23 protein-coding genes are annotated in these 25,054 nt (G+C 64.2%); 14 read left to right on the forward strand and 9 right to left on the reverse strand.

Translation table 11 applies throughout. The annotated features are described in order from the left end of the window. Nucleotides 1-50: 50 nt before the first annotated feature. From ACYU03_RS23895 to ACYU03_RS23920, 6 genes are read right to left on the reverse strand one after another with little or no spacing between them, the layout of a single operon-like run. Entirely contained in the window at nucleotides 51-512 is a 462-nt protein-coding gene (locus ACYU03_RS23895) for a chemotaxis protein CheW (protein WP_461887074.1), read from the reverse strand. Next, the gene (locus ACYU03_RS23900) at nucleotides 505-5,439 is read right to left on the reverse strand and encodes a hybrid sensor histidine kinase/response regulator (RefSeq protein ID WP_461887075.1); all 4,935 of its coding nucleotides are present in this window, start codon (nucleotides 5,437-5,439) and stop codon (nucleotides 505-507) included. Before ACYU03_RS23900 ends, ACYU03_RS23895 begins: the two co-directional genes overlap by 8 nt. 10 nt (nucleotides 5,440-5,449) lie before the next feature. Then, nucleotides 5,450-7,498, reverse strand: coding sequence for a methyl-accepting chemotaxis protein (locus tag ACYU03_RS23905; RefSeq protein ID WP_461887076.1), 2,049 nt, complete (start codon nucleotides 7,496-7,498; stop codon nucleotides 5,450-5,452). Between the two features lie 14 nt (nucleotides 7,499-7,512). After that, nucleotides 7,513-8,067, reverse strand: coding sequence for a chemotaxis protein CheW (locus tag ACYU03_RS23910; RefSeq protein ID WP_461887077.1), 555 nt, complete (start codon nucleotides 8,065-8,067; stop codon nucleotides 7,513-7,515). Next, nucleotides 8,064-8,429: a twitching motility response regulator PilH gene (gene pilH, locus ACYU03_RS23915; RefSeq protein ID WP_461887078.1), complete on the reverse strand. Its 366-nt coding sequence runs from the start codon at nucleotides 8,427-8,429 to the stop codon at nucleotides 8,064-8,066. Before pilH ends, ACYU03_RS23910 begins: the two co-directional genes overlap by 4 nt. Before the next feature lie 46 nt (nucleotides 8,430-8,475). Then, nucleotides 8,476-8,877, reverse strand: coding sequence for a response regulator (locus ACYU03_RS23920; RefSeq protein ID WP_461887079.1), 402 nt, complete (start codon nucleotides 8,875-8,877; stop codon nucleotides 8,476-8,478). A gap of 251 nt (nucleotides 8,878-9,128) precedes the next feature. Between ACYU03_RS23920 and gshB the strand changes: the two genes are divergently transcribed. The 14 genes from gshB to ACYU03_RS23990 all read left to right on the forward strand — a co-directional run bounded on the left by gshB (nucleotide 9,129) and on the right by ACYU03_RS23990 (nucleotide 23,195). After that, entirely contained in the window at nucleotides 9,129-10,082 is a 954-nt protein-coding gene (gene gshB, locus ACYU03_RS23925; RefSeq protein ID WP_461887080.1) for a glutathione synthase, read from the forward strand. Between the two features lie 251 nt (nucleotides 10,083-10,333). Then, the gene (locus tag ACYU03_RS23930; protein ID WP_461887081.1) at nucleotides 10,334-11,239 is read left to right on the forward strand and encodes a TonB family protein; all 906 of its coding nucleotides are present in this window, start codon (nucleotides 10,334-10,336) and stop codon (nucleotides 11,237-11,239) included. Between the two features lie 112 nt (nucleotides 11,240-11,351). After that, the gene (locus ACYU03_RS23935) at nucleotides 11,352-11,921 is read left to right on the forward strand and encodes a YqgE/AlgH family protein (protein ID WP_461887082.1); all 570 of its coding nucleotides are present in this window, start codon (nucleotides 11,352-11,354) and stop codon (nucleotides 11,919-11,921) included. Continuing rightward, nucleotides 11,921-12,352, forward strand: coding sequence for a Holliday junction resolvase RuvX (gene ruvX, locus ACYU03_RS23940; RefSeq protein ID WP_461887083.1), 432 nt, complete (start codon nucleotides 11,921-11,923; stop codon nucleotides 12,350-12,352). Before ACYU03_RS23935 ends, ruvX begins: the two co-directional genes overlap by 1 nt. A gap of 52 nt (nucleotides 12,353-12,404) precedes the next feature. Next, on the forward strand, nucleotides 12,405-12,923 hold the full coding sequence (gene pyrR, locus ACYU03_RS23945; protein ID WP_461887084.1) for a bifunctional pyr operon transcriptional regulator/uracil phosphoribosyltransferase PyrR: 519 nt from the start codon (nucleotides 12,405-12,407) through the stop codon (nucleotides 12,921-12,923). Nucleotides 12,924-12,935: 12 nt separating this feature from the next. Beyond that, nucleotides 12,936-13,940 carry an aspartate carbamoyltransferase catalytic subunit gene (locus ACYU03_RS23950; RefSeq protein WP_461887085.1) on the forward strand — a complete coding sequence of 335 codons (1,005 nt, stop codon included), beginning with the start codon at nucleotides 12,936-12,938 and terminating at the stop codon, nucleotides 13,938-13,940. After that, a complete protein-coding gene (locus ACYU03_RS23955; RefSeq protein WP_461887086.1) occupies nucleotides 13,937-15,211 on the forward strand; it encodes a dihydroorotase in 1,275 nt (424 codons plus the stop codon). The genes ACYU03_RS23950 and ACYU03_RS23955 overlap by 4 nt, the downstream gene beginning before the upstream one ends. 182 nt (nucleotides 15,212-15,393) lie before the next feature. Further along, nucleotides 15,394-15,924: an ATP-dependent protease subunit HslV gene (gene hslV / locus ACYU03_RS23960; protein ID WP_084854004.1), complete on the forward strand. Its 531-nt coding sequence runs from the start codon at nucleotides 15,394-15,396 to the stop codon at nucleotides 15,922-15,924. Between the two features lie 76 nt (nucleotides 15,925-16,000). Next, nucleotides 16,001-17,344, forward strand: a complete 1,344-nt coding sequence (gene hslU / locus ACYU03_RS23965; RefSeq protein WP_461887087.1) for an ATP-dependent protease ATPase subunit HslU — start codon at nucleotides 16,001-16,003, stop codon at nucleotides 17,342-17,344. Between the two features lie 116 nt (nucleotides 17,345-17,460). Further along, nucleotides 17,461-17,838 (forward strand): gamma-butyrobetaine hydroxylase family protein, encoded by a 378-nt coding sequence (locus ACYU03_RS23970; protein ID WP_461887088.1) that lies wholly within the window; start codon nucleotides 17,461-17,463, stop codon nucleotides 17,836-17,838. Nucleotides 17,839-18,198: 360 nt separating this feature from the next. Then, nucleotides 18,199-19,878, forward strand: a complete 1,680-nt coding sequence (gene phaC / locus ACYU03_RS23975) for a class II poly(R)-hydroxyalkanoic acid synthase (protein ID WP_461887089.1) — start codon at nucleotides 18,199-18,201, stop codon at nucleotides 19,876-19,878. A gap of 60 nt (nucleotides 19,879-19,938) precedes the next feature. Then, nucleotides 19,939-20,790 carry a poly(3-hydroxyalkanoate) depolymerase gene (phaZ, locus tag ACYU03_RS23980; RefSeq protein ID WP_461887090.1) on the forward strand — a complete coding sequence of 284 codons (852 nt, stop codon included), beginning with the start codon at nucleotides 19,939-19,941 and terminating at the stop codon, nucleotides 20,788-20,790. A gap of 94 nt (nucleotides 20,791-20,884) precedes the next feature. Then, nucleotides 20,885-22,567 (forward strand): class II poly(R)-hydroxyalkanoic acid synthase, encoded by a 1,683-nt coding sequence (gene phaC, locus ACYU03_RS23985; protein ID WP_461887091.1) that lies wholly within the window; start codon nucleotides 20,885-20,887, stop codon nucleotides 22,565-22,567. 13 nt (nucleotides 22,568-22,580) lie between these two features. Then, nucleotides 22,581-23,195, forward strand: a complete 615-nt coding sequence (locus ACYU03_RS23990; RefSeq protein ID WP_461887092.1) for a TetR/AcrR family transcriptional regulator — start codon at nucleotides 22,581-22,583, stop codon at nucleotides 23,193-23,195. Nucleotides 23,196-23,315: 120 nt separating this feature from the next. On the opposite strand, the gene ACYU03_RS23995 is transcribed toward ACYU03_RS23990, so the two are convergent. The 3 genes from ACYU03_RS23995 to ACYU03_RS24005 form a co-directional block, all read right to left on the reverse strand. Further along, a complete protein-coding gene (locus ACYU03_RS23995) occupies nucleotides 23,316-24,104 on the reverse strand; it encodes a phasin family protein (RefSeq protein ID WP_461887093.1) in 789 nt (262 codons plus the stop codon). A 10-nt stretch (nucleotides 24,105-24,114) separates the two neighbouring features. Next, nucleotides 24,115-24,537 (reverse strand): phasin family protein, encoded by a 423-nt coding sequence (locus ACYU03_RS24000; protein WP_461887094.1) that lies wholly within the window; start codon nucleotides 24,535-24,537, stop codon nucleotides 24,115-24,117. A gap of 174 nt (nucleotides 24,538-24,711) precedes the next feature. Continuing rightward, on the reverse strand, nucleotides 24,712-24,987 hold the full coding sequence (locus ACYU03_RS24005; protein ID WP_461887095.1) for a polyhydroxyalkanoic acid system family protein: 276 nt from the start codon (nucleotides 24,985-24,987) through the stop codon (nucleotides 24,712-24,714). Between the last annotated feature and the right edge of the window lie 67 nt (nucleotides 24,988-25,054).

A 25,054-nucleotide genomic window follows, 5' to 3' on the forward strand; every position in this document is an offset into this window, starting at 1 on the left:
CATGACTTGGCATGACCTTGACCACAACGCTGCCTGCTTTTTCTTGCAACTTAAAGAAGCGCAGCTTCGCGGACCAAACGCTCCAAGCCGACCAGGTCCGGTACCCGGGCCACTTGGTCGCCAACCTGCACCGCCGCCAGCTCCAACGGAGCCAGGGGCACGTCTACATAGTTCAACTGGCTGTCGAGCTTGCACGAGCGTGGTATGCCCTGTACCAGCAGGGCCAGGTAGCGCAGCCCGGTATCGCCCAGGGCATTGAGCACGACGATCCGCGCCCGCTCGCCACAAGGTGTCTGCCCGCCGCAAGCGGCCTCGAAGCCGAGCAGCGGCAAACGCTGCTGGCGCCACTCTATCCAGCCCAGATGCCAATCCGTCTGTCCTACCTGGCAGCTGAAATCGCGGTGGCCGATCAACTCGGCCACCGCGACGTTGGGCAACACCAGGGTCCGATCACCCAACGGTAGCAGCAGGCACGTCAGGCTGCTGCGCTGGCCGGCGATGTGTTCAAACATGGGGCTGGCTCCAATGGGCAATGCTCTGCAACAAGACCGACTCCTGATACGGTTTACCCAGGTACTCGTTGACACCGATGGCCATGGCCCGGTCGCGGTGCTTCTGGCCGCTGCGTGAGGTGATCATGATGATCGGCAGGTCCTTCAGACGCTCATCACGACGCACCCGGGTGGCCACCTCGAAGCCGTCCATGCGGGGCATCTCGATGTCCAGCAGCAACACGTCCGGACGGTGCTCGTCGAGCAGGGCCATGGCATCGACCCCGTCCTTGGCCGTGAGCACGTTCATGCCGTGGCGTTCGAGCAAGCGCCCGGTGACCTTGCGCACAGTGACCGAGTCGTCCACCACCATCACCAGTAGCGGCCGCTGTGGCGTCTGACCCAGGGTCTGTCGCTGTGCGCCAGGGCCAGGCAACCGCGCCAGACGCCGCTGCTGGCCACGCAATTGCCCCAGCAGGTCGAGAATCAGCACCACCCGCCCGTCGCCAAGCAAAGTGGCCCCGGACAAACCTGGCACCGCCGCGAACTGCGGACCGAGGCTCTTGACCACGATCTCGCGGCTCGGCGAAAGGCTGTCTACCTGAAGAGCGAACGACCGCTCGTGGGAATGCACCAGCAGTACCGGCAGCGGTACGCTCTGCCCCAGCAGCCGCGGTTGCGCCATGCCCTGCACCAGCTCGCCGAGATAGCGCAGCTCATAATGATGACCGGCATAGGTGTAACGCGGCGGGTCCTGTTGGTAGCAGGCTTCCAGTTCGCCCGGCGGCACACGGACGACACCCTCGATGGTGTTGAGCGGAATCGCGTACTGCTCCTCGCCCAGGTTCACCATCAGAGCGCGGTTGACCGACACCGTGAACGGCAGCCGGATCAGGAAACGTGCGCCTTTGCCTGGGCTGGACTCGATCCTCATCGAACCACCCAGTTGCTTGACCTCTTCATGGACCACGTCCATGCCCAGGCCGCGCCCGGAAATCTGGGTGATCTTTTCTGCCGTGGAGAACCCCGGGCGCAGGATGAACTGCATGATCTCGTGGTTGCTCAACCGCGCTTGGGGGTCCAGCAAGCCGCGCTTGATCGCTTTAAGCCGTACCGCTTCCAGTGGCACGCCAGCGCCGTTGTCGCTCATTTCGATGACGATGTCGGCGCCTTCGCGCAGCAGGTTCAAGCTAATGGTCCCCTGCTCCGGCTTGCCCGCCGCCAGACGTGCCTCACGCGTCTCCAGGCCATGATCGACAGCGTTGCGCAACATGTGTTCGAGCGGCGCGACCATGCGCTCCAGGACACTGCGGTCCAGCTCGTCCTCGGCATTGCCGACCACCAGCTCGACCTGCTTGTCCAGCTCGCTGGCAACCTGCCGCACCACCCGCTGCAAACGTGGCACCAGGCGCTCGAACGGCACCATGCGGGTACCGGTCAGGCCTTCCTGCAACTGGCTGTTCACCCTGGCCTGCTGCTGCAGCAGGCTGTGCGCCTCCTGGGCGCGCTGGCTCAGGGTTTCCTTGAGGTCGAGCAAATCCGAAGCCGACTCGAACAAGGCACGCGACAGCTGTTGCAATTGCGAATGGCGGTCCATCTCCAGCGGGTCAAAATCATCGTAGGCATCCCCTTCGGCCTGCTGGCGGCTCGAAATCCGCCCCTGGGTCTCGGTATCCAGGCGGCGCAACTGATCGCGCATGCGTTCCAGGGTGGTTTCCATCTCGCTCAAGGCGACTTGGGCATCGTTGACCTGCTGTTCGATACGGCCCCGTATGATCGAATGCTCGCCGGCCAGGTTACCGAGGTCATCGAGCAGTTCGGCGGCGACCTTGACCATATCGCCCGGCGCACGCTCGGGTGCCGCTGCCGGTGCCTCGGCGGGCGCGGTCTCCGGATGGGACTGACCAGCCGCGGTATCGGCCAGGGCTGCGCTGCTGAAGTTGCGGATGTAATCGATCAGCGCCGTGGCAGCATGCAGCGGCTGGCCAAGGCGCACGGCATCGAGCATGTGCGCGAGGCGGTCGTGGCAGTTCTGCAGCAGGCTGAACAGCGCCGGGCTGGGCGGCAGTTGGCCAGCGGCCAGCAGTTCATAGAGGAATTCCAGCTCATGGGCCAGGTCGCCAATGGCGGCGATCTCCACCATGCGTGCCCCACCCTTGAGGGTATGCAGGTCGCGCAGCAGGTTCTCCACTTCGACTGTGTTGCGTGGTTCGGCCTGCCAGCGCGAGAGGGCCTCGCCCGCGCTTTCGACGAGGTCGGAGCTCTCTTCGAGGAAGATCTCCAACAGCTCCTTGTCGCCGCCGCTTTCGCCATTGTCCTCGACCGGCTCGGGCACACTGGAAAGGGCGGCATGCCCTAGGTCGATAACCCCTTTCTCGCGGCTGACCAGCCCCACGGCCGTAGGCGCCAGCCCTTCGGCCAGCAGGGCACGCAAGGCTTGCAGGCATTGCGGACGCGCCGTCACTTCCTGCCCGGCGGCGATCTCGTCGAGCATGTCGATCAGCGCTTCATGAGCCTCTTGTGCCTGGGCGAAAAAGTCCGCGCTGGCGGCCAGGCTGCCTTCCTCGACCGCACCGTACAAATCGAGCAAAGCCTCGCACACCTCATCCACCTGCCAGAGGTCGGCCAGGTGCGCGCTCTGGCCCAGGATGGTCAGCTCATCGAGCAAGGCATCGAGCTCGTGACGCTCTCCCGGATGCTCCTGCCAACGCGATAGCAACGATTCGGCATCGAGCAGGATATCCATGCCCTGGGCCAGGAAGCGGGCGATCAATTGCGGATCACGCTTGGCCCGCCGTGGCTGACCCTGGTTGTCGTGCAGGTCCAGCAAGCGGGCATCGACGGCCTGCCCCAGCCGCTCGATCAGCTCGACGGCACCGGGAACCGGCGCCAATGGCGTGCTACTCAGTTGCGCCAGTCCCAGGTGCAACAAGGAGCGGGCAGCCTCCAGCAACTCGGTGTCCTCGACCAGCAGGGTGAGCTGATGCGCCTTGTATTCACGTGCCAGACGGTCGAGGGCCGTGGCCAGCTCGGCGACCGGCCTGACCCCGGCCATGGCAGCGCTGCCCTTGAGGGTATGCAGGGCGCGCTGTAGGTCATCGCTGATCGGTTTCGCCGCCTGCACAGCGGCCTCCTGCAGGAACGTATCGAGACAGGCCAGGTGGCCCTGCGCCTCGTTGCGGAAGATCTCCAGCAACTGCGGGTCCAGCCCGTCCCCTTCCTCGCCTGCGCCAGGCGCATCGCTCATCGCCAAGGCATGCAGGTGCCCGGCCTGGGCCTGAAGCTCAGCTTCGCCGGCTGCCGGCGCCTGGCCTCCCGCGAAATCGACAAGCAGCTCGGGCAATCGAGCGAACGCCTGCTGCAAAGCGACCTGTGCTTCGGGATTGAGTTCGATGCGCCCTTCCAGCACCCGATTGAGCAAGTGCTCCGCGCCCCAGGCCAAGTCGGCCACGGCCAACGCATGCATCATCCGCCCGCTACCCTTGAGGGTATGCAGAGCCCGACGCACCTCCACCAGCGCCTCACGCTGACTACTATCGGCACGCCAACGCGCCCAGTGACGCTCTATTTCAGGCAGAAGCTCGCTGGCTTCCTCTAGGAACACCTCACGTAATTCAGCGTCGACAGCCTCGCTCGCGTCACTATCCAGTGGCGTGCCGGGGCCGTCCGGCAGACTGCACTGCACACCCAACGCCAGTAAGCTCTGCCGGGCCATCGCGAGGAAGGGCTGGGCGTCGGCCAACGGATCGGCGATCAACCATTGCAGGTAGCACTCGCCCGCGCCGAAGGCATCGGCCAGGTGCGCGAGGTCAACCGCTGCCGGCTCCTCGTCGGAGCCCAGCAAGCGGGCCTGCACGTAACTGACACAGCCAGCGAAGATCCCGGACGCAACCGGCAACATCAGCATCGCCATGGCGCCGCGGATCTGCTGCAACAGGCCCGGCAAGGCCTGCAAACGCTGGCGTGACCAGCCCGACTCCAGGCAATCGCCGATCAGGTCCTTGGCTTGCTGCAGCACGGCGAGGGATTCGTTCAGCACCAGTTGGTGGATCTCGGCCAGGTCCGTGCCCGGCAGTGGCAACTGTCCGCTTTCCTCCTGCGGCCCGATCATCCCGTTCAGGGTCGCCTCCACGTACAGCAGGGCGCCTGCCACATCCATCAGCACGGCATCGTCCGGGGCTCGCTCGCCTTGGGCAAGGGCCTGCAGCACCAACACCTGGTCGATGATGACCCGACGCGGCTGCTGGAAGCCCAGCACCGCCAAGGTGTCGGCTACCTGCCGCAATGGTGCCAGCAAAGGTTCCAGTTGGTCGTGCTGCTGGCGATCGCCACGCACGTACAGGTCGAGGCGTTCCTTTATGCGCACCAGGTCATTGCACAGCGCTACCACCACCGAACGCAGGGCATCGCGCCCCTGCCCGGCCTGCATGTGCTCGCGCCAATTACCCAAGGACAGGTCGAGGTTGGCCAAATCCTCAGCACCGGCCAGCACTTGGCCGGGCGGCGTCGCACCCAGCAGGCTGCCCTGGGCCAGGGGCTCGACACCACGGCAGGCGCGCAATTGGTTGAGCAACGGGACCACCACCAAGGGCAAGTCATGCCGGGAACCGCGCAGGCGCTCCAGGTAAGGCGGCAATTGCTCCAGACCGCGGAACAGCGCGCCCAAGCAGTCACCACGGGGGCTGACCCGACCGTCGGCCATGGCGCGGCCCAGTTGCTCCAGCTCCTCGGCCAGACGCGACGCGCCCGGCAATTCGAGCATGCGCAGGCACCCGTGCACCTGGTGCAAGGTGTCGACGAAGAACGCCAGCACCGACGGGTCCGAGGGTTCGCTGGCAAAACGCTCCAGAGCCTGGCGCGCCTGCGCCAGGCAATCGAGGATGGCCGCCTTGGTCCAGGCCAAGCCGACCGTGTCGTGGCGCTCGGGCATTACGGTTCCAGTGGCCATGGTCGAGTCCTCAGCGAGGCTCTGCCGGGGTCGGCAGGGTGAAGCCGGATACCGAACGGCGCATCTCGCTGGCCATCCGCGCCAGGCGGCGGATGCTGTCAGCGGTGGCACTGGAACCGGCCGAGGTCTGCGCGGTGATCTGCTGGATCACCGACATGGTATGGGAGATCTGCCCAGCCGAAGAGGTCTGCAGTTGAGCGGCGTCGGAGATGCTGTGGATCAGGTCGGCCAGCGTCTGCGACACGCCCTCGATCTCGGCCAGGGCGACCCCGGCGTCCTGCGCCAGGCGGGCACCACGCACCACCTCGGCGGTGGTCTGCTCCATGGAGATCACCGCTTCGTTGGTGTCGGCCTGGATAGTCCGCACCAGAGCCTCGATCTGCCGGGTTGCCGAGGACGAACGCTCGGCCAGGCGTTGCACCTCGTCGGCGACCACCGCGAAGCCACGCCCGGCCTCACCGGCCAGGGACGCCTGGATCGCCGCATTGAGGGCGAGAATATTGGTTTGGTCGGCAATGTCATCGATCAGGCTGACAATGTCACCGATTTCCTGGGAAGACTCACCCAGGCGCTTGATCCGCTTGGCAGTGTCCTGGATCTGCTCGCGAATGTTGTCCATGCCGTTGATGGTGTTGTGCACCACCTCGTTGCCCTTGTTGGCGATGGCCACGGAGCGCTCGGCTACCTTGGCCGACTCGTAGGCATGCGACGACACCCGGTCGATGGACTCGACCATGTCGCCAACCGCCAGCGAGGCCTCGCTGATCTGCTCGGCCTGGTGCTCGGAGGCCTTGGCCAACTGCCGCGCAGTGTTCTGGGTGTCCTGCACGGCGCTGGCCACTTGTTCGGCGCTGTGGTTGATGGTGGCCACCAGGTCGCGCAACTGGTCGACGGAATAGTTGATGGAATCGGCGATGGCCCCGGTGAAGTCCTCGGTGACCGAAACGGTGACGGTCAGGTCTCCGTCGGCCAGCTCTTCGATCTCATCCAGCAGGCGCATGATGGCCTGCTGGTTGCGCTCATTCTTCTCGGCGGTCTCACGTAACTGACGGTGGGTGGTGCGGACCATGACCAGGCCGATCAGGATGATCGAGGCCAGCGCCAGCAGGCCCAGCACATAGCCGCCCACGGTATCCAGGGTGCGCCCGCCGGCGAGGTTCTCGAACCCGTTGGCCAGGTGCGAGGCTTCGTCGAGCAGGGTCTGGGACAGACTGAAGATATTGCCGGCCGCCTCGCGCACGCGGAACAATTCGGGCGAGGTCTCGAGGATCTCGTCCACGGAGCCTGCGACGAACTGGAACAACTCGGCAATCTCGGCCAGCCGCGCCCGGGCATCCGGGTCTTCGACCTTGCTCACCTGGATCGCGGGATTGCCGCCGAGCATGCCTTCGAGCACCTGACCGAAACGCCCGGCATCGCGGCCAAAGGCATCAGCCGCCTGCACGGCGGTGTCTTCGCCGGACAGCACCGTATTGACCGAGCCCAGTATCCGCTCGGCCAGCAGCAACTGACGCTGGGCCACGACCACCTGGTCGGCCGGCGCTCCGCTCTGCAGGAGGGTCTCGACGACCTTTTCATACTCGATCTGCAGTTGCGGCACGGTCTCGGCCAGGGTCGCGGCAACCTGATGCAAGGACAGCACGGTCTGCTCACTGGCCAGGATGGCGTCGGTGTTCTTGCGCAGGTTCTCCCAGTCACGCTGGACCGCCGCCATCTCGTCGCGCACCGCCATCGGTGCCGCGGGCAGGCCGGTGGCCTTGTCACCGTGCTTAAGGTAGCTCCAGCGCCGCTCGAAATCGTTGCGTGCATCGCTCAGCAGCTTGAACGCCAGGGCCTTGCCGGTTGCTGCCTCAGTAGCGTTCTTGGCGATGCGCTGGGACAGCACGCGCAACTCGCCGGCATGGCCGATGTACTGCTTGTCGTAGTTGGACTGGGTGTTGAGATAGGCGAAATTGGCGAACAACAGGATGATCGACAGGATCAGCACGATGAACAGCACGGCAATCTGCGCGCTGCTTCGCGAACGCTGGGTCACGGGTGGGGTGGCGGCCTTGGTCACGATCGAAGAATCCTCTACAACGCCACATCGAGAAAACCTGGCGCCTGGGCCAGGGCGAACGGGCTGAAGATCGCCCAGGTGCGCTCACGCGAAAAATGCCCCTGAACGAAGGGCGCGACGGCGCGGCTCAAGGGTTGCGGCGGCGACAGGTCCAGGCTGTGCAATGGGAAGTGTTGCAGACCGAGCACCTCGTCGACCAGCAGGCCGGCGAACAATGTTTCATGATCGAGCACCAGCACCCGCCGCTGCTTGCCAGGTGCCGAGGGGCCGAGCCCGAGGAAGCCGCCCAGGTCCATGACCGGCAGCAACCGGCCACGCAGGTTGGCCATCCCGCAGACCCAGGGCCGCACCCCAGGGACACGGCTGACACGCGGCTCGTGGAGCACTTCGGCGACTTCGCCCATCGGGGCGACGAACCATTGCTCGGCGATACGAAAGCCGATGCCACTCCAGTGTTGCAGGCGCGTGTCCTGCGGCGGCTGGTCGGCCACCAGCAGGCGGCAGCGCCGGTCAATGTCCAGCAGCAGCTCGAAGGCGGTCAGCGACGCGCCCTGAGGCCTTGTGGTCAAGCTTGCAGCACGCCGTTGAGCACTTGGATCAGGGTCTGCTCTTCCACCGGTTTGGTCAGGTAGCTGCGCGCGCCCTGGCGCTGGCCCCAGACCTTGTCGGTCTCCTGATCCTTGGTGGTGACGATGATCACCGGAATGGCGCTGGTCTCGGCGTCCTTGCTCAACTGGCGGGTGGCCTGGAAGCCGTTCATGCCGGGCATGACGATATCCATCAGGACCGCGTCGGGCTTCTCCTGGCGGGCCAGGGCCACGCCATCGGCGCCGTTGTTGGCCTTGAGCACCTGGTGCCCGTGCTTCTCGAGCATTTCGGTCAGTTTGTACATCTCTGTCGGCGAGTCGTCGACAATCAGAACTCGGGCCATGCTGTTTCCCCATTCAGGAAAAAAGACGCCGCCATGGCGGACGGCATCAGGGTGCGTGTTGTTCTTGCGCGGCGAACCCAGGCACATGGGCCTTGATTGCGTCGAGCAACTCGTCCTTGCTGAACGGCTTGGTCAGGAACTGATCGGAGCCGACCACACGCCCGCGTGCCTTGTCGAACAGGCCGTCGCGCGACGACAGCAGGATCACCGGGGTGTCCTTGAAGGCGCTGTTGTGCTTGATCAGGGCGCAGGTCTGGTAACCGTCCAGACGCGGCATCAGGACATCGACGAAAATGATCCGGGGCTTGTGGTCGACGATCTTGGCCAGGGCATCGAAGCCATCGCTGGCCGTGATCACCTCGCAGCCCGCTTCGCTGAGCAACATCTGGGCGGTGCGGCGGATCGTGCGGGAGTCGTCGATCACCATCACCTTCAGTGGCTGTTCCATATTTGCCCTACCATCGCTGCTCGCCATGAGCGGCAAGCCAGAAGCAGCAAGCGGCAAGAAAAAAACCGGTCGGAGCACGGCGTGCCTTTTCCTACAGCTTGACGCTTGTAGCTTGCGGCTGATTGGGGCCTTTTTAGCACACTCCAGGGAATTGGCCCACTGCCCCTTGACCATCCGCGCCGCGGGCGCCAACCTGACGCCACTTTTCATCTGAACCACCGCGGCACCGCGCCGCCGAGAGGAATTACCCCATGAGCGTTCGCCTCGGGATTGTCATGGACCCCATTGCGGGCATCTCCTACAAGAAGGACAGCTCGCTGGCCATGCTGCTGGCCGCCCAGGAGCGTGGCTGGTCGCTGTTCTACATGGAACAGCGCGACCTCTACCTCGGCGCCGGGCAAGCGCGCGCGCAGATGCGTCCACTGAAGGTGTTCGCCGACCCGGCGCGCTGGTTCGAACTGGGCGAGGAGCAGGACAGCGCCCTGAGCGAGCTGGACGTGGTGCTGATGCGCAAGGATCCGCCCTTCGACATGGAGTTCGTCTACAGCACCTACCTGCTGGAGCAGGCCGAGGCCGAAGGCGTGCTGGTGGTCAACCGTCCACAGAGCCTGCGCGACTGCAACGAAAAGCTCTTCGCCACCCGCTTCCCGCAGTGCATGGCGCCAACCCTGGTCAGCCGCCGCGCCGACATCCTGCGCGAGTTCGCCGCCACCCACGGTGACGTGATCCTCAAGCCGCTGGACGGCATGGGCGGCACCTCGGTGTTCCGCCACCGTCCGGGCGACCCCAACCTGTCGGTAATCCTCGAAACCCTGACCCAGCACGGCGCCCAGCAAATCATGGCGCAGGCCTTCCTGCCAGCGATCAAGGACGGCGACAAGCGCATCCTGATGATCGACGGCGAGCCTGTACCCTACTGCCTGGCGCGTATCCCGGCCAGCGGCGAGACCCGTGGCAACCTGGCCGCCGGCGGCCGTGGCGAGGCCCGCGAACTGAGCGAACGCGACCGCTGGATCGCCGCCCAGGTCGGCCCGACCCTGCGCGAGAAGGGCCTGCTGTTCGTTGGCCTGGACGTGATTGGCGACTACCTGACCGAGATCAACGTCACCAGCCCGACCTGCATCCGTGAAATCGACAACGCCTACAACACGCGTATCGGCGCCCAGTTGATGGATGCCATTGATCGCAAGCTCAAGGCGCGCTGACAACCGACGCGGAGCAAATAGACACAGTGGGGTATGATACGCAGCCTCAAGTTGCAAGCTTCACGCTGCAAGAACGAGCAGCCCGCGCATGGGCCAATGCCAGTCAGTTAAGACGCAGGGCCTGTAAGTGAGCCCACGATTGGGTCGCACAGCGGCCCCATTGGCCTTAACTGATTGGCATTGGCGCATGGGCTGCTTTTTATTGCGGCATGCGCTTTGAAGCTTGAAGCCGCCCCATTGCTGGATAACTGATGACGCTGCCTGCTGACATCCCCGCCGACCTTGTCCCACCCCGCGTGCGCCCGGTGGACCGGCTTGGCTTTACCCTGTTCCTGGCTGCCCTGGTGCACCTTGCGCTGATCCTCGGCGTGGGCTTTTCCGTCACCAAGCCCGCCGAAATTCGCCGGAGCATGGAAATCACCCTGTCCACCTTCAAGAGCGAGAAAGCGCCCGAGAAGGCCGACTACCAGGCCCAGGACAACCAGCAAGGCAGCGGCACCCTGGACAAAAAGGCGGTGCCCACCACCACCGAGGTCGCGCCCTTCCAGGACAGCAAGATCAACAAAGTCACCCCACCACCGGCCGCCAAGCCGGTGGTCACCCCACCGCCCGCCCCCACCAAATCGACGGTGACCACCCAGGCACCGAAGCCGCAGAAGGTCGAGACCAAACCTAAGGAAAGCAAGCCACAACCCAAGGCCCAGGCAGCCGTGCCGGACTTCGACAGCTCGCAGCTGTCCAGCCAGATCGCCAGCCTTGAGGCCGAGTTGTCGCAGGAGCAGCAGTTGTATGCCAAGCGTCCGCGCATCCACCGTCTCAACGCCGCGTCGACCATGCGCGACAAGGGCGCCTGGTACAAGGAAGAGTGGCGCAAGAAGGTCGAGCGGGTGGGCAACCTCAACTACCCCGACGAAGCGCGCCGCCAGCAGATCTACGGCAGCCTGCGGATGATGGTATCGATCAACCGCGACGGCTCCCTGTATGAAGTACTGGTGCTGGAATCCTCCGGGCAGCCTCTGCTGGACCAGGCAGCCCAGCGCATCGTGCGCCTGGCGGCGCCATTCGCGCCGTTCACCGGCGACCTGGCGGAATTCGACCGGCTGGAGATCATCCGCACCTGGCGTTTTGCCCGTGGCGACCGCCTGTCCAGCAATTGAGCCGTAAGCCATAAGCGCCAAGCCACAAGAAACCGCAGATCTGTGCCCAAAGCGGCTTTTTCTTGCAGCTTGCAACTTGAAGCTGAGGCCACCTGGCGCCACACTACCACCCATGAAAACCCTCAGCCCGAGCTACCTCAAGCATCAGTTCCTGATCGCCATGCCGCACATGGCAGACCCGAACTTTGCCCAGACCCTCACCTACATCGTCGAACACAATGCCAATGGCGCCATGGGCCTGGTGGTGAACCGGCCGCAAGAGCTGAACCTGGCTGATATTCTCGAGCAGCTGCGCCCGGACACCGAGCCGCCCGCCAGTTGCCTGCAGGTACCGATCTACAATGGCGGCCCGGTACAGACCGACCGTGGCTTCGTCCTGCACACCAACGAGTGCAGCTATCAAGCCACAGTCGAGCTCGATGGCCTGTCGCTGTCCACGTCCCAGGACGTGCTGTTCGCCATTGCCGACGGCATCGGGCCGAAGAAGAGCCTGATCACCCTTGGCTACGCCGGCTGGGAAGCCGGCCAGCTAGAGGCCGAATTGGCTGACAACGCCTGGCTGAACTGCCCGTTCGACCCCGAGATCATTTTTGGCCTGGCCAGCGAGATGCGTCTGGATGCCGCGGCGGCCAGCCTGGGCATCAACCTCAGCCTGCTGACCAACCAGGCGGGACACGCCTGATGGCCGAGCTGCGCCTGCTACTGGGCTTCGACTACGGCAGCAAGCAGATCGGCGTCGCCGTCGGCCAGGTGATCACCGGCCAGGCCCGTGAGCTTTGCACCCTCAAGGCCCAGAACGGCGTGCCGGACTGGGCCCAGGTGGAGAAGCTGATCAAGGAGTGGCAACCCGACGCCATCGTGGTTGGCCTGCCGCTGAACATGGACGGCACCCCCAGCGAAATGAGCGCCCGCGCCGAGAAGTTCGCCCGTCGCTTGAACGGCCGCTTCAACCTGCCGGTGCACACCCATGACGAACGCCTGACTACCTTCGAGGCCAAGGGCGAGCGCCTGGCCCGAGGCGGCCAGCGCGGCAGCTACCGCGACAACCCGGTCGACGCCATCGCCGCCGCCCTGCTCCTGCAAGGCTGGCTGGAGGCCAACACCGGGCAGTAACCCCCGATCATCGGTTTCAAGCCGGGCCAGCCCGGCACCCTGAGGAGCAAGCATGAGCCTACCCAATCCCGCCGAACTGATCCGGCAGATGGCCGTCGATCTTCGCGCCCACCTGAGCCGCCGCAACATCGCCGAGCCCCGTTTCATCGGCATCCGCACCGGTGGCATCTGGGTCGCCCAGGCCCTGCTCGAAGAACTGGGAAACGACAGCCCGCTCGGCACCCTGGATGTGTCCTTCTACCGCGACGACTTCAGCCAGAACGGCCTGCACCCGCAGGTACGCCCCTCGCAGCTGCCGTTCGAGATCGAAGGCCAGCACCTGGTGCTGGTCGATGACGTGCTGATGAGCGGTCGCACCATCCGCGCCGCGCTGAACGAGTTGTTCGATTATGGCCGCCCAGCCAGCGTGACCCTGGTCTGCCTGCTCGACCTGGACGCCGGCGAGTTGCCGATCCGTCCGAACGTGCTCGGCGCCACCCTGTCGCTGGCGCCCAATGAACGGGTAAAATTGACCGGACCCGCACCGCTCGCCCTCGAGCGCCAGGACCTCGCCTCCGCTTCCGCCCTTTAAGAGTCCCCCGCGATGACGCCAATCGACGCCAAGCGCCCGCTGCAGCTCAACGATCAGGGCCAGCTGCGCCACTTCCTCTCGCTCGACGGTTTGCCCCGCGAACTGCTGACCGAGATCCTCGACACCGCCGACTCCTTCCTGGAAGTCGGCGCCCGGGCCGTGAAAAAAGTCCCGTTGCTGCGCGGCAAGACCGTCTGCAACGTGTTCTTCGAGAACTCGACCCGCACCCGTACCACCTTCGAACTGGCCGCCCAGCGCCTTTCGGCCGACGTGATCACCCTGAACGTGTCGACCTCCTCGACCAGCAAGGGCGAAACCCTGTTCGACACCCTGCGCAACCTTGAAGCCATGGCAGCCGACATGTTCGTGGTACGCCACGCCGATTCCGGTGCCGCGCACTTCATCGCCGAGCATGTCTGCCCAGAGGTGGCCATCATCAACGGCGGCGACGGCCGCCATGCACACCCGACGCAAGGCATGCTCGACATGCTGACCATCCGTCGCCACAAGGGCAGCTTCGAGAACCTGTCGGTGGCGATCGTCGGCGATATCCTGCATTCGCGCGTCGCCCGCTCGAATATGCTGGCGCTCAAGGCCCTCGGTTGCCCGGACATCCGCGTGATCGGGCCAAAGACCCTGCTGCCGGTCGGGGTCGAGCAATACGGGGTCAAGGTCTATACCGACCTGGCCCAGGGCCTGAAGGACGTCGATGTGGTGATCATGCTGCGCCTGCAGCGTGAGCGCATGGCCGGCGGCCTGCTGCCGAGCGAGGGCGAGTTCTATCGCCTGTTCGGCCTGACCACCGCGCGCCTGGCCGCCGCCAAGCCCGATGCCATCGTCATGCACCCGGGGCCGATCAACCGCGGCGTGGAGATCGAGTCGGCAGTGGCCGACGGTGCCCAATCGGTGATCCTCAACCAGGTTACCTACGGCATCGCCGTACGCATGGCAGTGCTGTCCATGGCCATGAGCGGGCAGACCGCGCAACGTCAACTCGACCAGGAGAACGCCCTGTGAGCATCAGCATTCTTGGCGCCCGGGTCATCGACCCCAACAGCGGCCTGGACCAGGTCACCGACCTGCACCTGGATGGCGGCCAGATCGTCGCCATCGGTGCCGCGCCAGCTGGCTTCAGCGCCAGCCGCACCCTCCAGGCCGAGGGCCTGGTCGCCGCACCGGGCCTGGTCGACCTGGAAGTCGCCCTGCGCGAGCCCGGCTACAGCCGCAAGGGCAACATCGCCAGCGAAACCCGTGCCGCCGTGGCCGGCGGTGTCACCAGCCTGTGCTGCCCACCACTGACGCGGCCGATACTGGACACCTCGGCGGTCGCCGAGCTGATCCTCGACCGTGCCCGCGAGGCCGGCCACAGCAAGGTCTACCCGATCGGCGCCCTGACCAAGGGCCTGGAGGGCGAGCAACTGGCCGAGCTGGTCGCCCTGCGCGACACCGGTTGCGTAGCCTTCGGCAATGGCCTCAAGGGCTTCGGCAACAACCGGACGCTGGTGCGCGCCCTGGAATACGCCGCCACCTTCGACCTGACCGTGGTGTTCCACTCCCAGGACCGCGACCTGGCCCAAGGCGGCCTGGCCCATGAAGGCGCCATGGCCAGTTTCCTCGGCCTGCCGGGTATCCCCGAGAGCGCCGAGACCGTGGCCCTGGCGCGCAACCTGTTGCTGGTGGAACAGACCGGCGTGCGCGCGCACTTCAGCCAGCTGACCAGTGCACGCGGCGCGCGTCTGATCGCCCAGGCCCAGCAGCTCGGCCTGCCGGTTACCGCAGACGTTGCCCTGTACCAACTGATCCTTACCGACGAGGCTCTGCGCGACTTCTCCAGCCTGTACCATGTGCAACCGCCGCTGCGTACCCAGGCTGACCGCGACGGCCTGCGCGAAGCCGTGAAGTCCGGCGTGATCCAGGCGATTTCCAGCCATCACCAGCCGCATGAACGCGACGCCAAGCTGGCACCGTTCGGTGCCACCGAGCCAGGCATCAGCAGCGTCGAACTGCTACTGCCTCTGGCCATGACCCTGGTCGAGGACGGCCTGCTCGACCTGCCAACCCTGCTCGCACGCCTGACCAGCGGCCCTGCCGCCGCCATGCGCCTGCCGGCCGGCGAACTGAAGGTGGGTGGCGCCGCCGACCTGGTGCTGTTCGATCCACAGGCCTCGACCGTAGCGGGTGAGCAGTGGTACTCCAAAGGTGACAATTGCCCGTTCATCGGCCACTGCCTGCCGAGCGCGGTGCGTTATACCTTGGTCGATGGGCATATTTGCCACGAGCAACCCTGAGTCCCCCTGTAGGAGCGGGCTTGCCCGCGATAGCGTCTGTCCGGACAACTGCTATCGCGGGCAAGCCCGCTCCTACAGGAATACGGCACACGCCATCGAAACACCCGTGGTTGAAATCCTTCCCCCCGCCCCCATATGAGTCTGCATCAGGCATTTTCGCCCCGCTGCGTGGAGACTCTCCCTTGACCACCATCGTTTCAGTCCGCCGCCACGGTAAAGTCGTCATGGGTGGCGACGGCCAGGTTTCCCTCGGCAATACCGTGATGAAAGGCAACGCCAAGAAAGTCCGCCGCCTGTATCACGGCCAGGTCATCGCCGGCTTCGCCGGTGCCACCGCCGACGCCTTCACCCTGTTCGAGCGCTTCGAAGGCCAGCTGGAGAAACACCAGGGCCATCTGGTCCGGGCCGCCGTCGAGCTGGCCAAGGAATGGCGTACCGACCGCTCCCTGAGCCGCCTCGAAGCCATGCTTGCCGTCGCCAACAAGGACGCGTCCTTGATCATCACCGGCAATGGCGATGTGGTCGAGCCGGAAGACGGCCTGATCGCCATGGGCTCCGGTGGCGCCTACGCCCAGGCCGCTGCCCGTGCCTTGCTGAACAAGACCGACCTGTCGGCTCGCGAAATCGCCGAGACCGCCCTGAACATCGCCGGTGACATCTGCGTGTTCACCAACCACAACCTGACCATCGAGGAGCAGGACCTGGCCGAGTGATCAGTTGTTCTGGCGCCCGGCCCCGGCGGCCGGGCTTTTCCACGCTGACTCACTGCGCCCGAGGACCATCATTACCATGTCCATGACCCCCCGCGAGATCGTCCACGAACTCAACCGCCACATCATCGGCCAGGACGACGCCAAGCGCGCCGTGGCCATTGCCCTGCGCAACCGCTGGCGGCGCATGCAGCTCCCTGCCGAGCTGCGTGTCGAAGTGACCCCGAAGAACATCCTGATGATCGGCCCTACCGGCGTCGGCAAGACCGAGATCGCCCGGCGCCTGGCCAAGCTGGCCAACGCTCCGTTCATCAAGGTCGAAGCGACCAAGTTCACCGAGGTCGGCTATGTCGGCCGTGATGTCGAATCGATCATCCGCGACCTGGCCGATGCGTCGATCAAGATGCTCCGCGAGCAAGAAATCATCCGCGTGCGCCACCGCGCCGAAGACGCGGCCGAAGACCGCATCCTCGACGCCCTGCTGCCGCAGGCGCGCACCAGCAGCTTCGCCGAGGAAGCCGCCAGTTCCAACAGCGACTCCAACACCCGCCAGCTGTTCCGCAAGCGCCTGCGCGAAGGCCAGCTGGACGACAAGGAAATCGAGATCGAAGTCGCCGAAACCATGGGCGTCGAGATCGCCGCACCACCCGGTATGGAAGAGATGACCAACCAGCTGCAGAGCCTGTTCGCCAACATGGGCAAGGGCAAGCGCAAAGCACGCAAGCTGAAGGTCAAGGAAGCACTGAAGATGGTGCGCGACGAAGAAGCCAGCCGCCTGGTCAACGAGGAAGAGCTCAAGGCCAAAGCCCTGGAGGCCGTCGAGCAGCACGGCATCGTGTTCATCGACGAGATCGACAAGGTGGCCAAACGTGGCAACGTCGGCGGCGCCGATGTCTCCCGCGAAGGTGTGCAGCGCGACCTGCTGCCGCTGATCGAAGGCTGCACGGTGAACACCAAGCTGGGCATGGTCAAGACCGACCATATCCTGTTCATCGCCTCCGGCGCCTTCCACCTGAGCAAACCGAGCGACCTGGTACCCGAACTGCAAGGCCGCCTGCCGATCCGCGTCGAGCTCAAGGCCCTGACTCCAGAAGACTTCGAGCGCATCCTCAGCGAGCCGCACGCCTCGCTCACCGAACAGTACCGCGAGCTGCTCAAGACCGAAGGCCTGAACATCGAGTTCGCTCCGGAAGGCATCAAGCGCCTGGCCGAGATCGCCTACCAGGTCAACGAGAAGACCGAGAACATCGGTGCCCGCCGCCTGCACACCCTACTCGAGCGCCTGCTCGAAGAGGTGTCGTTCAGCGCCGGTGATCTGGCCAGCGCCCACAGCGACGCGCCGATCCGCATCGATGCCGAGTACGTCAACAGCCACCTGGGCGAGCTGGCGCAGAACGAAGACCTGTCGCGCTACATCCTCTAAAGCTGCAAGTGACAAGCCGCAAGCTGCAAGTTGACTCGTATCGACTTGAAGCTTGCGGCTTGCAGCGGGACTCTTGTAGCTTGAGGCTTGCAGCTTGAAGCCAAGAGAACACCGTCATGTCCAGATTGCCCACCGCAATCAATCTTCACAAAGCCTCCAAGACCCTGAGCCTGACCTACGGGCCCGACGAGGTCTATCACCTGCCCGCCGAATTCCTGCGCGTGCATTCCCCCTCCGCCGAGGTCCAGGGCCACGGCAATCCGATCCTGCAATACGGCAAGCTCGGCATCGGCCTGATCGGTCTGGAGCCGGCCGGACAATATGCACTGAAATTGACCTTCGACGACGGGCATGACAGCGGATTGTTCACTTGGGAGTACCTGGAGCAGTTGTGCCTGCGTCAGGAACAGCTGTGGGCCGAGTACCTCGACGAACTGCACAAGGCCGGAAAATCCCGCGATCCATCCGAGTCCGTGGTCAAGCTGATGCTCTAGTGCAGGGCTCCCAGGCTTTAGAGCGCATTTTCTAATTCAATCTGCTTGAATGCCTGAACGACGACCAATGAATGGCTGTCTTGCGCATTACTTCAAAGTCGGGTAACCAATGGAACTGGCAAGTTCCCTGCATCGTTTCCACTGTTTCAAGAGCGGGCGGGGCAAGGCCGGTATGTAGAGGTCGCGAGCGAAAGCAGGCTGTCTTCACACGCAGAAAAAACCGCAGCTCATCGCCGTAAGCATCCGGTCGCACCACCGCTGTTCGTTATCACTGGTCACCCGAGCAGCAGTACCGGGCTTTTGTCTGTGTACCCGTCCACAGCCACCCGGTACTCGTCTCAGGACAACGGAGCGTCGTAGATGAGTAACAAGAACAACGATGAGCTGCAGCGCCAAGCCTCGGAAAACACTCTGGGCCTGAACCCGGTCATCGGGATCCGCCGCAAGGACCTGCTGACCTCGGCGCGCACTGTGTTGCGCCAAGCTATCCGCCAACCCCTGCACAGCGCCAAGCATGTCGCGCACTTCGGCCTCGAGCTCAAGAACGTGCTGCTGGGCAAGTCCACCCTTCAACCTGAAAGCGACGACCGTCGTTTCAACGACCCTGCCTGGGCCCATAACCCGCTGTACCGCCGTTACCTGCAAACCTACCTGGCCTGGCGCAAGGAACTGCACGACTGGGTCGATAACAGCGACCTGTCGCCCCAGGACATCAGCCGCGGCAATTTCGTCATCAACCTCATGACCGAGGCCATGGCCCCCACCAACACTCTGGCCAACCCGGCAGCGGTCAAGCGTTTCTTCGAAACCGGCGGCAAGAGCCTGCTCGACGGCCTGTCCAACCTGGCCAAGGACCTAGTCAACAACGGCGGTATGCCCAGCCAGGTCAACATGGACGCCTTCGAGGTCGGCAAGAGCCTGGGTACCACCGAAGGTGCCGTGGTCTACCGCAATGACGTGCTGGAGCTGATCCAGTACCGCCCGATCACCGAGCAGGTACACCAACGCCCGATGCTGGTGGTGCCGCCGCAGATCAACAAGTTCTATGTCTTCGACCTCAGCCCGGAGAAGAGCCTGGCGCGCTTCTGCCTGCGCTCCAACCAACAGACCTTCATCGTCAGTTGGCGCAACCCGACCAAGACCCAGCGCGAATGGGGCCTGTCGACCTACATCGATGCCCTCAAGGAAGCGGTCGACGCAGTGCTGGCGATCACCGGCAGCAAGGATCTGAACATACTCGGCGCCTGCTCTGGCGGCATTACCTGCACCGCTCTGGTCGGGCACTACGCCGCGCTGGGCGAGACCAAGGTCAACGCCCTGACCCTGCTGGTGAGCGTACTCGACACCACAGTCGACACCCAGGTCGCCCTGTTCGTGGACGAGCAGACACTTGAGGCGGCCAAGCGTCACTCTTACCAGGCAGGTGTCCTGGAGGGCAGCGACATGGCCAAGGTATTCGCCTGGATGCGTCCCAATGACCTGATCTGGAACTACTGGGTCAACAACTACCTGCTCGGCAACGAACCACCGGTGTTCGACATCCTGTTCTGGAACAACGACACAACACGTTTGCCGGCCGCCTTCCATGGCGACTTGATCGAGATGTTCAAGAACAATCCGCTGATCCGCGCCGATGCCCTGGAAGTCTCCGGCACCCCCATCGACCTGAAGAAGGTCCACTGTGATATCTACAGCGTCGCCGGGACTGCCGACCACATCACTCCCTGGCATTCCTGCTACCGTTCGGCACAGCTGTTCGGCGGCAAGATCGAGTTCGTGCTGTCCAACAGCGGGCATATCCAGAGCATTCTCAACCCGCCCGGCAACCCCAAGGCACGCTACATGACCAGTACCGAACAACCAGCCTCTCCCCAGGAGTGGCAGGAAAACGCCATCAAGCACACCGATTCCTGGTGGCTGCACTGGCAGGCCTGGCTGGCCGAGCGCTCCGGCGAGCTGAAGAAGGCGCCAACGCGCCTGGGCAACCGCGCCTTCCCCGCCGGCGAAGCGGCGCCAGGGACCTACGTCCACGAACGTTGAGCACCACCGCCGTGACGGCTGCGGGCGTCACGGCGACTTATCCACCACAGGGTTTCGCGCATGCCGCAACCGTACATCTTCAGGACCGTCGAGCTGGATGGTCAGTCCATCCGCACGGCGGTCCGGCCAGGCAAGCCGCACTTGACGCCCTTGCTGATCTTCAATGGCATCGGCGCCAACCTGGAGCTGGTCTTCCCTTTCATCGAAGCCCTGGATCCGGACCTGGAGGTCATCGCCTTCGATGTCCCTGGCGTCGGCGGTTCGTCGACACCTCGGCATCCCTACCGCTTCCCCGGCTTGGCCAAGCTGACCGCGCGCATGCTCGACTATCTGGACTATGGCCAGGTCAACGTCATTGGCGTGTCCTGGGGCGGTGCGCTGGCCCAGCAATTCGCCCATGACTATCCCGAACGCTGCAAGAAGCTGGTGCTGGCGGCTACCGCTGCCGGGGCATTCATGGTGCCGGGCAAGCCCAAGGTCCTGTGGATGATGGCCAGCCCAAGGCGCTATGTGCAGCCTTCGCACGTGATCCGTATCGCCCCCATGATCTATGGTGGCGGCTTTCGCCGGGACCCCGACCTGGCCTTGTCGCATGCGGCCAAGGTGCGCTCCGGGGGCAAGATGGGCTACTACTGGCAACTGTTTGCCGGGCTCGGCTGGACCAGCATCCACTGGCTACACAAGATCCGCCAGCCCACCCTGGTACTCGCCGGGGACGACGATCCGCTGATCCCATTGATCAACATGCGCCTGCTGGCCTGGCGAATTCCCAATGCCCAGCTACACATAATCGACGACGGCCACCTGTTTCTCATCACCCGGGCCGAAGCCGTCGCCCCGATCATCATGAAGTTCCTCCAGCAAGAGCGCCAACGCGCAGTCATGCACCCCCGCCCCGCCTCTGGCGGTTGAGGGCAGTACTGCGGGGCCACGTGAGCGCTGCTCACACCGGCCGCTCTTGGATCGATCTGTTTGCAGATAATGGCCTGGACGAGGGAGTGTTGCCATGAAAGACAAACCGGCAAAAGGGACGACATCGGTCCCAGCCACGACCATGAACGCGCAGAATGCAATCACTGGCCTGCGCGGCCGCGACCTGGTCTCGACACTGCGCCATGTCAGCCGCCACGGTCTACGCAACCCCTTCCACACAGCCAAACACCTGTTGGCCCTGGGCGGCCAGCTGGGGCGTGTGATGCTCGGCGACACACCATACCAGCCGAACCCACGCGACAGCCGCTTCAGCGACCCGACCTGGAGCCAGAACCCCCTCTATCGGCGGGGCCTGCAAGCCTACCTGGCCTGGCAAAAGCAGACCCGCCTGTGGATCGATGACAGCCACCTTGACGCGGACGACCGGGCCCGCGCCCATTTTCTGTTCAACCTGCTCAACGACGCCCTGGCGCCGAGCAACTCCCTGCTCAACCCGATGGCGGTCAAGGAACTGCTCAATACCGGCGGCCTGAGCCTGGTGCGCGGCGTGGGCCATCTGCTGGACGACCTGCGGCACAACAACGGCCTGCCACGCCAGGTCGATCCGCAGGCTTTCGAAGTCGGCGGCAACCTGGCCACCACGCCGGGCGCCGTGGTCTTTCGCAACGAGCTGCTGGAGCTGATCCAGTACAAGCCGATGAGCGAGAAACAGTTCAGCCGGCCGTTGCTGGTGGTGCCGCCACAGATCAACAAGTTCTATATCTTCGACCTAAGCCCGGCCAATAGCTTCGTCCAGTACATGCTCAAGAACGGCCTGCAGGTCTTCATGGTCAGTTGGCGCAACCCTGACCCGCGCCACCGCGAATGGGGCCTGTCCAGCTATGTGCAGGCGCTGGAAGAAGCGCTCAATGCCTGCCGCAGCATCAGCGGCAACCGCGACCCCAACCTCATTGGCGCCTGCGCTGGCGGCCTGACCATGGCCGCTCTGCAGGGGCACCTGCAAGCCAAGCACCAGTTGCGCCGGGTGCGCAGCGCCACCTACCTGGTCAGCCTGCTCGACAGTCAGTTCGACAGCCCGGCAAGCCTGTTCGCCGACGAGCAGACCATCGAAGCGGCCAAGCGCCGCTCCTATCAACGCGGTGTGCTCGACGGCGGTGAGGTCGCGCGGATCTTCGCCTGGATGCGGCCCAACGACTTGATCTGGAACTACTGGGTCAACAACTACCTGCTCGGTAAGACACCGCCGGCATTCGACATCCTCTACTGGAACGCCGACAACACCCGCCTGCCCGCCGCCCTGCACGGCGACCTGCTGGACTTCTTCAAGCTCAATCCGCTGACCCACCCGGCCGGCCTGGAAGTCTGCGGTACGCCCATCGACCTCAAGCAAGTCAACCTCGACAGCTTTACCGTGGCCGGCAGCAACGATCACATCACGCCCTGGGATGCAGTCTACCGCTCGACCCTGCTGCTCGGCGGCGAACGACGCTTCGTGCTGTCCAACAGCGGACATATCCAGAGCATCATCAACCCGCCCGGCAATCCCAAGGCCTACTACCTCGAAAACCCACGCCTCTCCAGCGATCCGCGCGCCTGGTTCCACGACGCGCAACGCAGCGATGGCAGTTGGTGGCCCTTGTGGCTGGACTGGATCAGCCAGCGCTCCGGCAGCCTGAAGCCCCCCCGCAACGAGCTGGGCAACGCCACCTACCCTGCCCTGGACCCAGCGCCCGGCACCTACGTCATGGCGCGTTGAGCGGATGGCCCGGATGAAGACCCGCGATCGCATCCTCGAGTGCGCCCTGCAACTGTTCAACAGCCAGGGCGAGCCCAACGTCTCGACCCTGGAGATCGCCAACGAACTGGGCATCAGCCCGGGCAACCTCTACTACCACTTCCATGGCAAGGAGCCTTTGGTGCTGGGCCTGTTCGAACGCTTCGAGGAGGAACTGACACCACTGCTCGACCCACCGCTCGAGGTGCGGCTGGATGCCGAGGACTATTGGCTATTCCTGCACCTGATCGTCGAGCGCATGGCCCAGTACCGCTTCCTGTTCCAGGACTTGTCCAACCTGACCGGACGCCTGCCCAAGCTGGCCCGAGGCATGCGCAACCTGATCAACGCCCTCAAGCGCACTCTGGCCGCCCTGCTCGCCAGCCTCAAGGCCCATGGCCAGGTGACCAGCGAGACCCAGGCGCTAGGGCAACTGGTGGAGCAAATCACCCTGACCTTGCTGTTCTCCTTGGACTATCAAAGGGTGCTGGCCCGCGAAGGAGACGTGGGGGTCGTCGTGTACCAAGTGATGATGCTGGTGGCGCCACACCTGCAGCAACCGGCGCGGCAAGCGGCGGAACAGTTGGCGCTAAGGTATCTGGAAAGATGATAAGCGCGAGGTTTGCGCTTAACGAGATAGGAGCCAGCATCAGCTGGCGATGGCGAGCCAGCCCTCGCAGGTAGGTTGATACCTGGGGACTGGCTTGCGCAAACACCGAACGCTGCGGACTCAGGCCTGGCTGGCCGGGGGCACTGGCGCCGATGGGGTTGCCGTGGACGCTGCAGGCGCTGGCGCAGGGGCCGCCGCCGGTGCCGCGCTGGCCGCCGGTGCTACCGGCTTCGCTGCTGGTTTGGCCGGAGCCTTCTTCGCCGCTGGCTTCTTCGCCGCAGCAGGTTTTGCCGCAGTGGCCTTGGCTGCCGGCTTGGCGGCGGCGGTCTTGGCTGCTGGCTTAGCTGCTGGCTTGGCCGCAGAGGCTTTCGCCGCTGCGGTCTTGCTGGCGGCAGGCTTCGCCGCTGCGGTCTTAGCGGCTGGTTTAGCAGTTGGTTTGGCCGCAGCCTTGGCCAGCGGCTTGGCGGTGGTCTTGCTGGCGGCGGCCTTGGCCGATACCGGCTTGACCGAAGCACCGGTCAGCTTCTCGATCTGCTTGGTCAGGGTGTCGACCTGCTGGTGCAGGGCCTTGATCTCGTTGCGGCTCGGTACGCCCAGGCGCGAAATCGCGCTGTTCAGGCGCTTGTCGAAAGCCTCTTCGAGTTCGCCCCACTTACCCAGCGCGCGCTCCTTCACGTCAGTCACCCGCGAAGATGCCGACTTGGCACCGGCCTTGGCCGAGTCGACTGCACCCTTGGCCTGTTTTTCTGCCTTCTCACCATCCTTGACCAGGGAATCGAACAGCTTGCTGCCGTCCTGGTCGATCTTGGAGTAGATACCCAGGCCAGCCAACCAGATCTTGCGGGAATACTTTTCAATCCCCCCGACCCAGGAGCTGCCTTCTTTTTCAGTGTTCTTCTTGCCAGCCATCCTGCTCTCCTTATTGTTTGCGCGCGACACGCTCGAGCAACGCCGTCAGCTCCTCGAGCTTGATGGACAATGCCTCAACGTCATGTTTAGACGGAATGCCAATGCGATTCAAGGCACTGGCTACCCGCGCGTCGAAAGCCTTTTCGATTTTGTCGAGCTGAACTTCGACCTTGCCACGCACGCTGGTCAGTTCCTGCTTCACTTCATCGACTTGGCTGTTGGCTGCGTCGAGTTCGTGGTCGATGCGTTTCTTGCCACGTTTCTCGACACCTTCACCCGCCTTTATCAGCTCCTTGACGTACTCGGAGCCCTCCTGGCCTACGCGGCTATAGGCACCCAGGCCCGCCAGCCAGATCTTGCGCGCGTAGCCGCGCACCTCGCCCAGGGTGCTGCCCGGGACGTCGTCTTTTTTCTTCAGGGTCACTTTGGCCATGCTCTGCACCTCACGCTCATAAGGGAATGGAGGAACTGCCCACGGATCTCGGGCTTGAGCACAAGGTAGGGAGAAAAATTAGAATCCTCACCCTAAGAGCAGAAGCAAACCTAAAGCGACAAGCAAAGCCGGAGCGCCAGCATCAGGATGGAGCCTGGCTTGCCGCTTTAGCCGTCAGGCGAGGGCTTTGTCGAGGGCGCGCTCGATTTCGCTACGGATGGTTCCGCTCATCATCGACAGCATCATGCCCAGCTTGAGCTCGATGCGGATGCTGTCATCAAGGATCTGCACGCTGCCATTGGCACCGCTGCGCGACACCTCGACGCGGTCGCCATTCCACTTGGCCTTGAGGTCGTACTCGCGGGCCAGCCTGTCGACCAGGGCTTCAGCCTTTTCCCGCGCCGCTTCGCGGCCCAGGCTGTGTTTGCGTTCAACGCTGATCTGGGTCATGCATCCGATCCTGGGTAAAGAGACATACTCATTATGCCCGCACCCGCTCGACGGCACACCCCGCCAA

The organism is Pseudomonas sp. X10 (genome assembly GCF_054889225.1).